The following is a 14,328-nucleotide window of genomic DNA, read 5'->3' on the forward strand; positions in this document are numbered from 1 at the left end:
CGATGCGCCGCGGGCCAGGGATTTCGCCGGGCGCAAAACGCTGAACGGCTGGGAAGAGGCGTATCGGGGGAGGGAGAGTCGCGCGCGGCGCCTGGTTCCGCCTGATTGGCTCAGGGGCGCCGCGCGTCGATCAATGTGGGGCGACTTCGTTGCTGGGGAGCACGTCGCGGATACGCTTGCCTTCCACCCAGACGAAAGCGCCGTCGGCGTCGGCGCAGGCGATGTCCTGTTCGGCGATCAGCTTGTCGCAGAGCATGATGCAAATGGCGTCGATCGGCGCGTCTCTGTCGTTTTCTTCGGTCATGCGGTCGATGGAGATTTCACCCATCTCCTCGTCGTCGACCAAATGGATGATAAACACTTCCTCATGGCCCGGAGAGCCGTGCGCGTTCACCCGGAAGGTTTCCCCCTTGTAGCGGAATTCGCGTATCATTCCTGGCCCTTTTTTTCATTTGCTTGATGTGTCCGCGATTGCGCGCCTTGGCTTTTCGGGCGGCCCCCGCGTGCCCGGCGCGCACGCAAACTGCGTGCCATTTGTGCGTCGTTGACCTTCGTTTTGCGCGAAGAGTCGCGGAAATTGCTTTTGAATGAGGCAAGAGGCGTTGAGAAGCATAGAAAAGCGCCACGCCCATCCCGCCGAAGACGTCCCTCTAATAAGCGTGAACGGCGTGGCCGGCGCGGCGCGATTTCGCCGGACGGTCTTCTCGCTTGTGATCGACCGCGGCCGGCGCGAAAGCGATGTCGCTCATTATGTGGCTCAGCGATTGCTTTGAGCCGGCCATGAACACTCCGCGCGCCGATGCTGACGTCGTGAACTTTGGCGAACTCGACCCAAAGACCAACGAACTCCTGCAGCAGGGCGTCGTCGCCTATCGGACCGACCGAGAAAAGGCCGACAGTCTCTTCAAGCAGGCGCTGGCGCTGACGCCGCAGGAACTCGCGCCCTATTACTGCCTGTACAAAATTCACACCTACATGGGCAGTCTCGACTACGCCGCCGACGTCGCGGCGCAAGGCATGAAGGAGGCCACGCGTCAGGCGGGTTGGCCGAGCGATCCTACGGCTTGGCCGGCGACGGCCGAGGCGCATGACGGGCCGGCGCGCTTCGCGCTCTATACGCTGAAGGCGCTGAGCTTCATCGAATTGAAGCGGGGCCGCAGCGAAACCGCAAAGGAATATCTCGATATCCTCTCCCGCGCCGATCCGCAGGGCAGCGTCGGCTGGAAGGTGATCGAGGAACTGGCGCAGGGCAGCGTGTAATCGATGCGCAAGACACGGCCATGTCGCAACCGCAACAAAAATTCCCGCCAATGTCACGCTTCGGCCGCTGCCGCGTCGACCTTGTCGTAAACCAGACAATGCGCGCGGCGCTGGGGCGACACGGCGCCGCTTTGCGTGGTTCTTGCATCAAACAAACTATGAACCGCGCGAGACGATCGGAATCGATCCTCGCATGTGCGAACGGAAACCGTGGCTCCAGGCTGACGGCGGCTGTTCGAGGAAGGCGGCCATGGACGACGTAGCCACTTCACGCTCTCTGCTCACGGAAGGCATGGCGGCAAAGCCGCCGCGGGCGAGACCCCCGTCCGCCGATACGGCGCTGCTCGGCATTTATGAAATCTCGAAAATCCTGACCGCGCCGGCCCGTCTCGAGCAGACGCTGGGCAATGTCGTCGCCGTGCTCAGCTCTTTCCTCGATATGAAATTGGGGATGATCACGATCCTTGATCAGCACGGCAATCCGGAGATCGTCGCGACCTCGGGTTGGACCAGCCGCGACGGCGGCAGGCCGATCGACACGCTGCCGACCAAGGTTATCGACCGGCTTGTCGCCACCGCCATGCCCGTCATTGTCGAGGACGTGTCCCGCGACCCCTTGTTCGCGACGGCCGCGGGGACGATCACCCGGGCGATCGGCGCGAAAGTCTCCTTCCTCGCCGTTGCGATCAAGAGCGATAGCCGCGTCGTCGGGACGCTGTCGATCAATCGCACGTCAGAAGATTGGATCTCCTACGCGTTCGACGCCGATCTGCGCTTATTGACGATGATCGCCAATCTGATCGGCCAAACGGTGAAGCTGCACCGCATGTTTTCGGCCGACCGGCAGCGGCTGCTGAATGAATGCAGCACGCTGGAGAAGGCGCTGGTCTCGTGCCTGCCCAAGGAGATTCGTGGAGAGCGGCCCGACGTCCCCGGCATCATCGGCGAGAGCCCGGCGATCATGGAAGTGCTCGACACCATCGCCATCGTCGCGAAGTCCAATTCGACCGTGCTGCTGCGCGGCGAGAGCGGCACAGGCAAGGAGCTTTTTGCACGCGCGGTGCACGACTTGTCGCGCCGCAGCGCCAAGCCCTTCGTCAAGCTGAACTGCGCCGCGCTGCCGGAAAGCGTCCTCGAATCGGAGCTGTTCGGGCATGAACGGGGCGCGTTCACGGGCGCCGTCGCGCAGCGCGCGGGGCGCTTCGAACTGGCCAATGGCGGCACGCTGCTGCTCGACGAAATCGGCGAAATCTCTCCCGCCTTCCAGGCGAAGCTGCTGCGCGTGCTGCAGGAAGGCGAATTCGAGCGGGTTGGCGGATCGAAGACCTTGAAAGTCAATGTCCGATTCGTTTTCGCGACCAACAAGAATCTCGAAGAGGCCGTCGACAAGGGCGAGTTCCGCGCCGACCTCTATTACCGCATCAGCGTCGTGCCGGTGTTCCTGCCGCCGCTGCGCGAAAGGCCTGGCGACGTTTCGCTGTTGGCGCAGAATTTCATCGAGAAGTTCAACAGCGAAAATGATCAAAGGCACGAACTCTCGGCGAGCGCCATCGAGACGCTGCAACGCTGCTACTTCCCGGGCAATGTGCGCGAACTGGAAAACTGCGTGCGCCGCACGGCGACCTTGGCGCGCGACGAAACCATCGTCGATCATGATTTCGCCTGCGCCTCTGGCAAATGCCTTTCGGCGTTGCTGTGGACCAGCAGCGCCAGCGGCGCCTATCAGCATGCGCATGCCGAACCGTCCGGCCTGCGCGCCCCCGCTCCGCCTGAGGAGATCGCGTCGGCGAGCCGCGGCGCGGCTGCGTCGGCGTCGACCTTCGTCGGAGAGGCCTCGTCGCGGCTGGACGCCGCCGGGGAGGAGGAGGGCGACGGGTTTGCGTCCTCCCGCAAGATGATCGACCGCGAGCGCCTCATCGAGGGCATGGAGAAGGCCGCCTGGGTCCAGGCCAAGGCTGCGCGTCTGCTCGGCCTGTCGCTGCGCCAGGTCAATTATGCGCTGAAGAAATACAACATCGAAATAAAGCGCATCTGACCGCATCCGGCGATTGTCGTATTTAGAACATTTGTTCAGTTCCTGCGGCCAAGCGGGCTGCATCGTTCCACCCGAAGGGGACGAACGAACGAGCCTTGAGGCGGCCGGGCTAAACTGACCTTGACCCGCGAGTTTGCAGGCGCGCATGCGATCGTCGGCCATCGTCCCGCGGCCTGCGGGTGGGGCAAACCGGCGTGACGCGCGACTGGCATGCGATTTGAAGGGAGTGGAAAAGCTTGCAGTGAATCCATGAGGAATCGCGACATGGCGTACAAAATTATCGCCTCACAATGCACCGTGTGCGGGGCTTGCGAATTCGAATGTCCGAATGCGGCGATTCGCCTCAAGAACGACATGTACATCATCGACCCGAAGAAATGCACCGAGTGCGAGGGGCATTTCGACACGCCGCAATGTGCGGTCGTCTGCCCCGTCGAAAACACATGCGTGCCGGCATAGCGCTCTAAGCGCGGCTGAGCGGGGCGATGCATCGCATGGATCGCATGGACGCCGTCGACTGGCTTGGAAACTTCCTGTCCTGCCGCGATTGTCCGCATGTGGAGATTCGCGAGAAAGGCCTTTGTGATCTCGGCCAGGTTTGCGTGCGCGACCGAAGGGCGCGCCGCATAGATCGATTCTTCGCCGCGAGTCCGCAAGAGTCTGCGAAGTATCTCGATCATCCCTATTTTGAACTGCGCGTCGGCGCGGTGAAATATGCGAGCGTCTTTCAATTGCGCGCGCTGATCGATGATGAGGAGCCAGACGTCAGAGCCATGGTGGCGCAACGTCTGCCGTTGCGTCTCGCCGAAAAACTGATCGTCGACAGCGACCGCAAGGTGCGCATGGCGATGGCCCAGCGAGTCGAGGGCGCCGGCCTCGTCAAGCTGCTCTTCGATGAAGACAGCGGCGTGCGCCTGATTGCGGCGCGTCGCGCGCCGCCCGATATTCTCGCCGGCGCCACGAATGACGACGACCCGCAGGTGCGCTGCGAAGCGGCGCGTCGGATCGCCCTCGACAAGCTTCCGGCCATGGCGCGCGATCCCGAACCCCGCGTGCGCATGATTATTGCAGAGCGGTTGGCGCCGGCGCAGCTGGAACTGCTCGTCGCCGACGACGATTTACGAGTCCGCTTCCTGGTGGCGGAGCGATGTGGGACGGAATTGCTGGCGCGTCTGCGCGACGATCCTGATCCGGAAGTGAGGCGCCTCGTCCAGGCGCGCCTGGACGAAGCGCAACAGTGAACGGAGAGCAAAATGGCGGCGGTGCAAGAGACAGTTGAACAGGTTCGCCGTGTCGGCGCCGATCAATATAAATACGGTTTCATCACCGACATCGAATCCGACCTCGCGCCGAAGGGTCTTTCCGAAGAGGTGATCCGCTTCATTTCCGCAAAGAAAAGCGAGCCGGAATGGATGCTCGAATGGCGGCTGGAGGCCTATCGCCGCTGGCTGACGATGACCGAGCCGAAATGGGCGCGCGTGGACTACCCGGCGATCGACTATCAGGATCTCTACTATTACGCGGCGCCGAAATCGACGGCCGGCCCGAAATCGCTCGACGAAGTCGACCCAGAGCTGCTGCGCACATATGAAAAACTCGGCATTCCGCTGCATGAGCGCGAAATTCTCGCCGGCGTCGAACGACCGGAGGGCGAAGAGCGCCCGCGCGTCGCGGTCGATGCGGTATTCGACTCCGTCTCCGTCGCAACGACATTCAAGGAGGAGTTGAAGAAGGTCGGGGTGATCTTCTGCCCGATCTCGGAGGCGCTGCGCGAGCATCCCGAGCTGGTGCGCAAATATCTCGGCACCGTGGTGCCGACCTCTGACAATTTTTTTGCGACGCTGAACAGCGCGGTGTTTTCGGACGGCTCTTTCGTCTATATCCCGCCCGGCGTGCGCTGCCCGATGGAATTGTCGACCTACTTCCGGATCAACGAAAGGAACACCGGACAGTTCGAGCGGACGCTCATCATCGCCGACCGCGGGTCCTATGTCAGCTATCTCGAAGGCTGCACCGCGCCCAAGCGCGACGAGAACCAGTTGCACGCGGCGGTGGTCGAACTCGTGACGCTCGACGACGCCGAGATCAAATATTCGACCGTGCAGAACTGGTATCCGGGCGACGAGAACGGCAAGGGCGGAATCTATAATTTCGTCACGAAGCGCGGCGACTGCCGCGGAGCCAATTCGAAGATCAGCTGGACGCAGGTCGAGACCGGTTCGGCGATCACCTGGAAATATCCGAGCTGCGTGTTGCGCGGCGATAATTCGCGCGGCGAATTCTACTCCATCGCGATCTCCAACGGTCGCCAGCAGGTCGACTCCGGCACCAAGATGATCCATCTCGGCAAGGGGACGACGAGCCGCATCATCTCCAAGGGCATTTCCGCCGGTCGCTCATCGAACGCCTATCGGGGCCTCGTCTCGGCGCATCGCAAGGCCGAGGGCGCCCGCAATTTCACGAATTGCGACTCGCTGCTCATCGGCGACGCCTGCAGCGCGCACACGATCCCCTACATCGAAGCGAAGAACCCGTCCTGCGTGTTCGAGCATGAGGCGACGACGTCGAAAATCTCGGAGGACGTCTTGTTCTACTGCATGCAGCGCGGCCTATCGCAGGAAGATGCGACCGCGCTGGTGGTCAATGGCTTCGTGCGCGACGTGTTGCAGCAACTTCCGATGGAATTCGCGGTAGAAGCGCAAAAGCTGATCTCGGTCAGTCTCGAAGGCAGCGTCGGCTGACGCCTCTATAGAGTGGGAGTGGTGGAATGACGGCGCTACTGGAAATTCGGGACCTCAAGGCCGAGATTGCCGGCAAGCAGATCCTGAACGGCTATGACCTCACCGTGAAGGCGGGCGAGGTGCATGCGATCATGGGGCCGAACGGCTCGGGCAAATCGACGCTGTCCTATGTGCTCTCCGGTCGGCCCGGCTATAACATCACCGAGGGGCAGGCGCTGCTCGCAGGGGCCGATCTGTCGCAGATGAGCGTCGACGAACGCGCCGCGGCCGGACTGTTCCTCGCTTTTCAATATCCGCTGGAAGTGCCGGGCGTCGCGACGATGACGTTTTTGCGCGCCGCGCTCAACGCGCAGCGCAAGAAACGCGGCGAGGAGGAAATGTCTTCGCCCGATCTGATCAAGCGCGTCAAGGAACTCGCCAAGATCCTGGACATGGACATGGAGATGCTGCGGCGTCCGGTCAACGTCGGCTTCTCCGGCGGCGAGAAGAAGCGCGCCGAGACGCTGCAGATGATGCTGCTCGAACCCAAGCTGTGCATCCTGGACGAGACCGATTCTGGACTGGACATCGACGCGCTGAAAGTCGTCTCCAATGGCGTCAATCAATTGCGCTCGAAGGACCGAGGCATTGTTGTGATCACCCATTACCAGCGGCTGCTCGATTACATCACGCCGGACGTCGTTCATGTGCAATCGGCTGGCCGCATCGTGCGCACCGGGGGGAAGGAGCTTGCCATGGAGCTTGAGGAAACGGGCTACGCGCGCTACCAAAGCGAGGCGGCTTAAGTCATGGGCGACGCACCGATCACTCCCGCGCGCAAACTCACCGACGCCGAGGCGCGTCTGGCGGAAATCTTCGCCATGCAGCAAAGCGCCGGCGCGCCGCAACTTGCCAAGCTGCGCACCGCCGCCTTCGACGCCTTTGCGAAGACCGGCCTCCCCAATCGACGCGATGAGGCATGGAAATACACGGATTTGCGCGCTCTGCTGCGCGACGTGAAGCCCCTGGCCGCGCCGCCGGAAGATAGCGCCAAGCAAGGCGCGCGCAATGCGGCGGTTCTTGAGGGCGTCGCGTCGCGACGCGTCGTCTTCGTCGGCGGCTATTTCGTTCCGGAGCTTTCCGATCTTGGCGATCTGGAAGCAGGCCTGAGCGTCGTGTCGCTGTCGGAGGCCTTGGCCAAGGGCGACGCTGCGGCGATGACGCAGATCGGCAATGTGGGCGAGGTCGACGATCCGGCCTTCGCGCTCAACACCGCCTTCATGGGCGAAGGCGTCGTCATTCGCATTGGCGCGGGCGTCTGCGTGGACAAACCGATACAATTGGTTTTCGTCGCGGGCGCGCAGCCGGCGACCTATTTCCTGCGCTCGCTTGTCATCGTTGAAAAAGGCGCGCGGGCGACGCTGATCGAGAGCTTCGAGGGCGAAACGGTCCAGGAATATCATGTGAACGCCGCGACCGAGGTTGTGCTGGAAGAGGGCGCGTCACTGGAGCGGCTCAAGATCAGCCACGAAGGCGCCGCGGCCATGCATGTCTCGACATTCGTCGCTTCGCTCGCCGCCGACGCCCGGCTGAGCGACTTCGGGTTCAATCTCGGCGGCGCCGTGTTGCGCAACCAGTCCTTCATCAACATCAACGGGCAGGGCGCCCATGCCGGCCTGCGCGGGGCCAACCTGTTGAAGGGCAAGGAGCACGCCGACGCCACCTTGTTCCTTGATCATGCGGCGGAACGCTCGGAGAGCAAGGCGCTGTTCAAATCCGTGCTGGACGACTCGTCGCAGGCGGTGTTTCAAGGGAAGATCCTGGTGCGGCCCGGCGCGCAAAAGACCGATGCGCGCATGATGGCCCGCACGCTGCTGTTGTCCGAAGGGGCGCAGGCCAACTGCAAGCCGGAGCTGGAAATCTTCGCCGACGACGTGCAATGCGCGCATGGTTCGACCGTCGGCGCGCTGGATGAGAACTTGATTTTCTATCTGATGGCGCGCGGGATTTGCCAGGCGGAAGCGCAATCGCTGCTGACGGAAGCCTTCGTCGGGGAAGTGATCGACGCCGTGGAGAATCGGAGCGTGCGAGACGCTCTATCGGCGCTCGTTTCCGAGCGGCTGAGAATGTGACGATATCCCACACCGGCGGGCGACGCATTCATGACGTCGCTCGCTCGGTTGCGTCGGGACGTTCCGACCTGGACGCAAAAGGTTCACGGTAGCCGCTCGTCTATCGGGATCGTGCGGCGTACGCGCAAATGTCTCGACATGGATAATGCGGCGGATGCTCGTCTGAGCGCATGAGCCGCCCGGCGCCGCCCAACCTCTCCACGATGTTGAATCTGTAACAAGCGTCGTCACACAGAATGTAGGAACGTGTTTGAATATTTACATTGTTGGTTCACGATACGCCTTTGATTTATATAGGGAACTAATAGTTGAGGCGCTGGCATGGTTGTTGCGATCCCTCCGACAAACTGATGCAACGGTGCGTCTCCGCCGAGAGTCGGCATAGGCGACTTTGCAGCGACAGAAGGAAGCAAAGCCATGACGTCTCTGGATGTTGGAACGGCGGAGGCAGCTGAAGGGGTGAACGCGGCGGTCGCCATGGGCGACGTGATGCAGAAGATCGCCGAGCACAAGGGTTGCGGCACGTCGGGCGGCAGCGGCAAGGCGAGCTGCGGTTCGGGCGCCGGCGAGGGCGACCTGCCGACCGAGATTTGGGAGAAGGTCAAGAACCACCCCTGCTACAGCGAAGAGGCGCACCACCATTATGCGCGCATGCATGTCGCCGTCGCGCCCGCTTGCAACATCCAGTGCAACTACTGTAACCGCAAATATGATTGCGCCAATGAATCGCGCCCGGGCGTCGTCAGCGAGAAGTTGACCCCGGAGCAGGCCGCGAAGAAAGTTTTGGCCGTCGCCTCCACCATTCCGCAAATGACGGTTCTGGGCATCGCCGGCCCGGGCGATCCGCTCGCCAATCCGGAAAAAACCTTCAAGACCTTCGATCTGATCTCGCGCACCGCGCCGGATATCAAGCTCTGCCTGTCGACAAACGGCCTCGCGTTGCCGGATCACGTCGATACGATCGCCGGCTACAACGTCGATCACGTCACGATCACCATCAACATGGTCGATCCGGAAGTCGGCGCCAAGATCTATCCCTGGGTGTTCTGGAAGCATAAGCGCTACACCGGCGTCGAAGCGGCGAAGCTGCTCACCGACCGGCAGCTGCAGGGCCTGGAAATGCTCACCGAGCGCGGCATTCTGTGCAAGGTGAATTCGGTGATGATCCCTGGCATCAACGACAAGCACCTCGTCGAAGTGAACAAGGCCGTCAAATCTCGCGGCGCGTTCCTGCACAACATCATGCCGCTGATCTCGGCTCCTGAGCACGGCACGGTGTTCGGCCTCAACGGCCAGCGCGGTCCGTCGGCGCAAGAGCTGAAGGCGCTGCAGGACAGCTGCGAAGGCGAGATGAACATGATGCGCCACTGCCGCCAGTGCCGCGCCGACGCGGTCGGCCTGCTCGGCGAAGATCGCAGCGCTGAGTTCACCACGGAAAAGATCATGGCGATGGAGGTCGATTACGATCTCGAGTCGCGCAAGGCCTATCAAGAGAAGGTCGAAGAAGAGCGCGTCGCCAAAGTGGCCGCGAAACAGGAAGAGCTGGCGACGCTGGCCGGCGCGGCGAGCGACATCAAACTGCTGATCGCCGTGGCGACGAAGGGTTCGGGCCTCATCAACGAACATTTCGGTCACGCCAAGGAGTTCCAGGTTTACGAACTCTCGACCTCGGGCGCGAAATTCGTCGGCCATCGTCGCGTCGACCTCTACTGCCAGGGCGGATATGGCGACGAGGACAGCCTCGAGACCGTCATCCGCGCGATCAACGACTGCCATGCGGTGTTCGTCGCGAAGATCGGCGGCTGCCCGAAGAACGACCTGATCAAGGCCGGGATCGAGCCTGTCGATCAATTCGCCCATGAGTTCATCGAGAAGTCGGCGATCGCTTGGTTCAAGGCCTATCTCGATAAGGTGAACAGCGGCGAAATCGAACATCAGGAGCGCGGCGACGCCGAAATCCGTCAGGGCGCGCTCATCAACGCGGCCTGAGAGATGCGTCAAGGAACCAAGCCAAGGAGCAAGACATGACGCTTAAGATCATCGCGTCGCAGTGCACGAGCTGTTCGGCCTGCGAGCCGGAATGTCCGAATGTGGCGATCACCGAGAAGAACGGCACATTCGTGATCGATCCCAAGAAATGCACGGAGTGCATCGGCCATTTCGACGCGCCGCAATGCGCGGCCGTCTGCCCGGTCGATAACACCTGCGTGATCGACAATGCGTATCCGCGTTACCAAGCGCCGGCTTGAGGAGGCCTGCAATGAAATTTATGCTTACGCCGGCCGCACAAAAATTCATCCGGCGAATGATCCAGTTCAGCGCCAATCCAGGCGGCGGCTTTCGCTTGATGGTGTCGCCAGGGGGGTGCTCGGGGCTTAGCGCGCTGTTCGACGTCGAAGCCGCGCCGCGCGCCGGCGATCAGGAATTCATCGTCGAAGGCTTGAAGTTCTTCCTGCCGGCCGAAAGCCGCCTGCTGCTTGATGGCGTGACGATCGATTTTGCTGATTCCTCTTCGAGCGGGGGACTCGTTTTCCACGATCCAAAGAACACGGGATCGTGCAAGAGCGCCGCCGGGCCCCTCGTGGAGCATGCGCATTAAAGGCGGGCGTCATGGTGAATGGCGAGCAAGCCGTTCTGAGCCCCGACGAGAAGGAACTTCTCGCCGGGGCGCTGCTTGGCGAGGGCCTGCCGGAGGAAGCCGAAGAGTTTCTCCATCTCGCCAGCGAAACCTACGCCGACTCTGAAACGGCCGAGCGCTATTTACGCCAAGCCCAGCAATGGGCTCCGGATCACGCCGCGGTGCTGATCGGCTTCTATCGCTTTTACTTTTACAAAGGCAGATTGAAGGAAGCATTGGAGATCGCCAACCGCTGTCTTGAAAAAGCGGCGCGTGAAAACAACATGCCGCGAGATTGGCGACGCGCCTCGGCGCAGGACGCGGTTTTTGATCGCTACGACGAAATGCTGCCGCGGTTCTTTCTGTTCACCTTAAAGGGCTACGCCTATTTGCAGATGCGCCTGGGCGCGCTCGAGGAAAGTCGGGTCGCAATCGCCAAGCTTCTCGAACTCGATCCGACGGACAAGATTGGCGCCAAGGTTCTTCTCGGCGTTCTCGATAGAATCGGCCTCGAAGACGATGCGTGAGATCGATGAAGCGCGCGACTGGCGCGGGTTGGATATCGATTGCGCGAATTGTGCGCATCGGGACCTGCTGGCCGCAGGGCGATGCGAACTGCGCAAAGCCTGCGTGCACGACCGATATGCGCGGCGTATCGATCGCTTCTTCAATTGGAATCCCGAACTCGCCGACGGCTATCTTTCGCATCCGCATTTCGAAGTGCGCGCCATAGCGGCGAAATTCGCCAATCCGTTTCTCCTGCCGCGCCTATTGTCGGATCCCGATGAAACCGTGCGTTGGGAAGCTGTGCGGCGATTGCCTGCGCGCTATCAATGCGAATTGCGCAACGATCCGCATCGCGAAGTGCGCATCCGCGTCGCCACTCTGCTCGATGATCCAGACCTTCTGCCGATGATGCAGGACGAGGATTATTACGTGCGGATCGTCATCGCGCGGAAGGTCGCGCCGGCGCTGCTGGTGATGATGTTCGACGACCCGGAAGTGGAAGTCCGACGTATTGTCGCGCAACGGATCGACGCCCAGTGGCTCGGGCGCGTGTGTCGAGATTCCAACGCCGAAGTGCGCCTTGAAGCGGCGCAAAGACTGACGCCGGAACAATTGTTGGACTTGCGAGACGACGCCGACTGGCGCGTGCGCCATTACGTCGCGACCAGACTGAACGTGGAAGAAATTGGACATTTGATCAACGACAGCGATCCGCTCGTCGCGGAAGCAGCCCGCGAGCGTCTTGCGGGCGCGGCCTTGAAGGGATGACTTCTCCGGCGCCCGCGTCGCGCCATTGACGTCGCCGCGTCGGTTTTAAGCCGGCGTCAACTCGCTCCGACGTCGAACTCCAAGGACGCGCCGCCGGCGGTCAGGACCGTTCCCGCCGCCCTAGCGTCGGCGAGCCTGTCCAGGCGGATCAAGGCAAGGCCCCGATCGCCGCTGTGCGACCCCGCCACGCCGATTTCGATCTCGCCCGCCATGACTTTCGTTCCCGGCACTGGCGCTGCGCCTTCAACATGGTAAGGCCTCACGCGCTTGCGTGCGAGGTTGCGATGCTTCGTGCGCGAGACCACTTCCTGGCCGATATAGCATCCCTTGGTGAAATCGACGCCGGCGAGCAGGTCCATGTTCGCTTCGTGCGGAAATGCGGCGCCATAGGCGAAATCGACGCCGCCTTGCGGAACGCCGGCGGCGATGCGCGCCGCCTCATAGTCTTCGCGGGCGTCTTCCGCCGGCGCGCCGCGCGGCGCGATCAGTCGCCAGCCCAGCGTCTTGGCGCGCGGGTCCCGCGCTATGGCCAGCGCGGGAGTTTCCGGCCGCGCCTCCCCGAGGACCGCGAAGGCGGCGAATTCGTCGCTCTTGGATGTGACGCTGACCGCCGCGCGCAATTTGTACTTGGCGAGGCGACGCAGGAGATCCGGCTCCAAGCCGATCGGGCAGTCGAGCAAATAGCGGCGCGACTCGCCCTCGCCTTCCGCAAAGACCAGGAAGTCGACCAAGATCTTCCCCTGCGGCGCCAGCAGCGCGCAAAATCGGGCTTCCCCCGGGGCGAGTTTGGCGATGTCGTTGGTGACGAGATTATGCAAGAATTTCGTCGCGTCGGCCCCGGCAATTTCGACAATGCCGCGATCCTGCAGGCTGATGACGGCTGACATTGTGTCTTATGCTCCAACCGCGTCTGTAAGCCGCCGCGGTTTGTCATTCGCGCGCGACTCGCTGGATCGATTCAGAAAGCAACGATCTTGCCACGGCTGAAATCTGAGCCTGAACGCGCATGGCGTGCTTCTCGTTCGCGGTTCGTCGTCGCGCCGCCTTTCTCAAGGAAGCGGACATTTAAAAACTACGCCCCAACGCCGCGAAAAAACGCCCAAAAACATACGACCGAACCGGCAATGACTTTGTCGCCCACATCACATGGGTTGTTAGCTTCTTGACATCGAACAGCCTGTCGCCGCTTATCCACAACAGCTTGAATATGCGAATGTTTCTTATGACGACCGCACTCCGCAAGCGCTGGCATGGACATTGCGAAAGAGGGACCGGCTCGAAAGAATCGAGGGCCGTCGAAGAGAACCTCTTACTGGAGTCCTTCTCTAACTCGGCAGCGAAGCAAGGCGCCGCGAGAGAGCTGCGGCAATGAGTAAGGGCCCAAGAGGAGACAGACATGTCGTCACTACGGCAAATCGCATTTTATGGCAAAGGGGGCATCGGCAAGTCGACGACGTCCCAGAACACGCTCGCCGCTCTGGCCGAGATGGGTCATCGCATTCTGATCGTCGGTTGCGATCCGAAGGCGGACTCGACGCGCCTCATTCTGCACGCCAAGGCGCAGGACACCATCCTGAGCCTCGCCGCCAACGCCGGCAGCGTTGAGGACCTCGAAATCGAAGAGGTGATGAAGGTCGGCTATCGCGACATTCGCTGCGTCGAGTCCGGCGGTCCGGAGCCGGGCGTCGGCTGCGCCGGCCGCGGCGTCATCACCTCGATCAACTTCCTCGAGGAGAACGGCGCTTACGAGGACATCGACTATGTGTCCTATGACGTGCTCGGCGACGTGGTCTGCGGCGGCTTCGCGATGCCGATCCGCGAGAACAAGGCGCAGGAGATCTACATCGTCATGTCCGGCGAGATGATGGCCATGTATGCGGCCAACAACATCTCCAAGGGCATTTTGAAATACGCCAATTCCGGCGGCGTGCGCCTGGGCGGCCTGGTCTGCAACGAGCGCCAGACCGACAAGGAGCTGGAGCTTGCGGAAGCGCTGGCGAAGAAGCTCGGCACGCAGCTGATCTATTTCGTGCCGCGCGACAATATCGTTCAGCACGCCGAGCTGCGCCGCATGACGGTTCTGGAATATGCGCCGGAGTCCCAGCAGGCGGGGCATTACCGCAATCTGGCGACGAAGATCCACGCCAATCAGGGCAAGGGCATCATCCCGACGCCGATCACGATGGACGAGCTCGAAGACATGCTGATGGAGCACGGCATCATGAAGGCGGTCGACGAGAGCCAGATCGGCAAGACCGCGGCCGAACTCCAGGCGATCGCCTAACCCGT

General features: G+C 61.9%; 15 protein-coding genes. 13 read left to right on the plus strand and 2 right to left on the minus strand.

Annotated elements, in window-relative coordinates; genetic code table 11:
* Window positions 1–130: 130 nt before the first annotated feature.
* Window positions 131–433: a hypothetical protein gene (locus BN69_RS13025; RefSeq protein WP_014892088.1), complete on the minus strand. Its 303-nt coding sequence runs from the start codon at window positions 431–433 to the stop codon at window positions 131–133.
* 347 nt (window positions 434–780) lie between these two features.
* Between BN69_RS13025 and BN69_RS13030 the strand changes: the two genes are divergently transcribed.
* From BN69_RS13030 to BN69_RS13085, 12 genes are all read left to right on the plus strand, one after another.
* Complete coding sequence (locus BN69_RS13030; protein ID WP_014892089.1) at window positions 781–1,260, plus strand: hypothetical protein; 480 nt, start codon at window positions 781–783, stop codon at window positions 1,258–1,260.
* Window positions 1,261–1,510: 250 nt separating this feature from the next.
* The gene (nifA, locus tag BN69_RS13035; protein WP_244434945.1) at window positions 1,511–3,295 is read left to right on the plus strand and encodes a nif-specific transcriptional activator NifA; all 1,785 of its coding nucleotides are present in this window, start codon (window positions 1,511–1,513) and stop codon (window positions 3,293–3,295) included.
* A gap of 264 nt (window positions 3,296–3,559) precedes the next feature.
* Window positions 3,560–3,754 (plus strand): 4Fe-4S binding protein, encoded by a 195-nt coding sequence (locus BN69_RS13040; RefSeq protein ID WP_014892091.1) that lies wholly within the window; start codon window positions 3,560–3,562, stop codon window positions 3,752–3,754.
* A 35-nt stretch (window positions 3,755–3,789) separates the two neighbouring features.
* Entirely contained in the window at window positions 3,790–4,536 is a 747-nt protein-coding gene (locus BN69_RS13045) for a 4Fe4S-binding leucine-rich repeat protein (RefSeq protein ID WP_244434946.1), read from the plus strand.
* A gap of 12 nt (window positions 4,537–4,548) precedes the next feature.
* Complete coding sequence (sufB, locus tag BN69_RS13050; protein WP_014892093.1) at window positions 4,549–6,036, plus strand: Fe-S cluster assembly protein SufB; 1,488 nt, start codon at window positions 4,549–4,551, stop codon at window positions 6,034–6,036.
* 26 nt (window positions 6,037–6,062) lie between these two features.
* A complete protein-coding gene (sufC, locus tag BN69_RS13055; protein WP_014892094.1) occupies window positions 6,063–6,821 on the plus strand; it encodes a Fe-S cluster assembly ATPase SufC in 759 nt (252 codons plus the stop codon).
* A gap of 3 nt (window positions 6,822–6,824) precedes the next feature.
* The gene (gene sufD, locus BN69_RS13060; RefSeq protein WP_014892095.1) at window positions 6,825–8,147 is read left to right on the plus strand and encodes a Fe-S cluster assembly protein SufD; all 1,323 of its coding nucleotides are present in this window, start codon (window positions 6,825–6,827) and stop codon (window positions 8,145–8,147) included.
* A gap of 477 nt (window positions 8,148–8,624) precedes the next feature.
* Window positions 8,625–10,136, plus strand: a complete 1,512-nt coding sequence (gene nifB, locus BN69_RS13065; RefSeq protein ID WP_051013311.1) for a nitrogenase cofactor biosynthesis protein NifB — start codon at window positions 8,625–8,627, stop codon at window positions 10,134–10,136.
* A 35-nt stretch (window positions 10,137–10,171) separates the two neighbouring features.
* Window positions 10,172–10,396, plus strand: coding sequence for a 4Fe-4S binding protein (locus BN69_RS13070; protein WP_014892097.1), 225 nt, complete (start codon window positions 10,172–10,174; stop codon window positions 10,394–10,396).
* Between the two features lie 11 nt (window positions 10,397–10,407).
* Window positions 10,408–10,746, plus strand: coding sequence for a HesB/IscA family protein (locus BN69_RS13075; protein ID WP_014892098.1), 339 nt, complete (start codon window positions 10,408–10,410; stop codon window positions 10,744–10,746).
* 11 nt (window positions 10,747–10,757) lie between these two features.
* Window positions 10,758–11,291 carry a tetratricopeptide repeat protein gene (locus BN69_RS13080; protein ID WP_014892099.1) on the plus strand — a complete coding sequence of 178 codons (534 nt, stop codon included), beginning with the start codon at window positions 10,758–10,760 and terminating at the stop codon, window positions 11,289–11,291.
* Window positions 11,284–12,039, plus strand: a complete 756-nt coding sequence (locus BN69_RS13085) for a 4Fe4S-binding leucine-rich repeat protein (protein WP_014892100.1) — start codon at window positions 11,284–11,286, stop codon at window positions 12,037–12,039. Before BN69_RS13080 ends, BN69_RS13085 begins: the two co-directional genes overlap by 8 nt.
* Before the next feature lie 56 nt (window positions 12,040–12,095).
* Here the strand turns inward: BN69_RS13085 and ygfZ are convergent, their stop codons facing one another.
* On the minus strand, window positions 12,096–12,926 hold the full coding sequence (gene ygfZ / locus BN69_RS13090; RefSeq protein ID WP_014892101.1) for a CAF17-like 4Fe-4S cluster assembly/insertion protein YgfZ: 831 nt from the start codon (window positions 12,924–12,926) through the stop codon (window positions 12,096–12,098).
* A 509-nt stretch (window positions 12,927–13,435) separates the two neighbouring features.
* Here ygfZ and nifH point away from each other — a divergent pair.
* Window positions 13,436–14,323 (plus strand): nitrogenase iron protein, encoded by an 888-nt coding sequence (nifH, locus tag BN69_RS13100; RefSeq protein WP_014892102.1) that lies wholly within the window; start codon window positions 13,436–13,438, stop codon window positions 14,321–14,323.
* Window positions 14,324–14,328: the final 5 nt, after the last annotated feature.

Source organism: Methylocystis sp. SC2, from assembly GCF_000304315.1.
In the GTDB taxonomy this organism is placed as follows: domain Bacteria; phylum Pseudomonadota; class Alphaproteobacteria; order Rhizobiales; family Beijerinckiaceae; genus Methylocystis.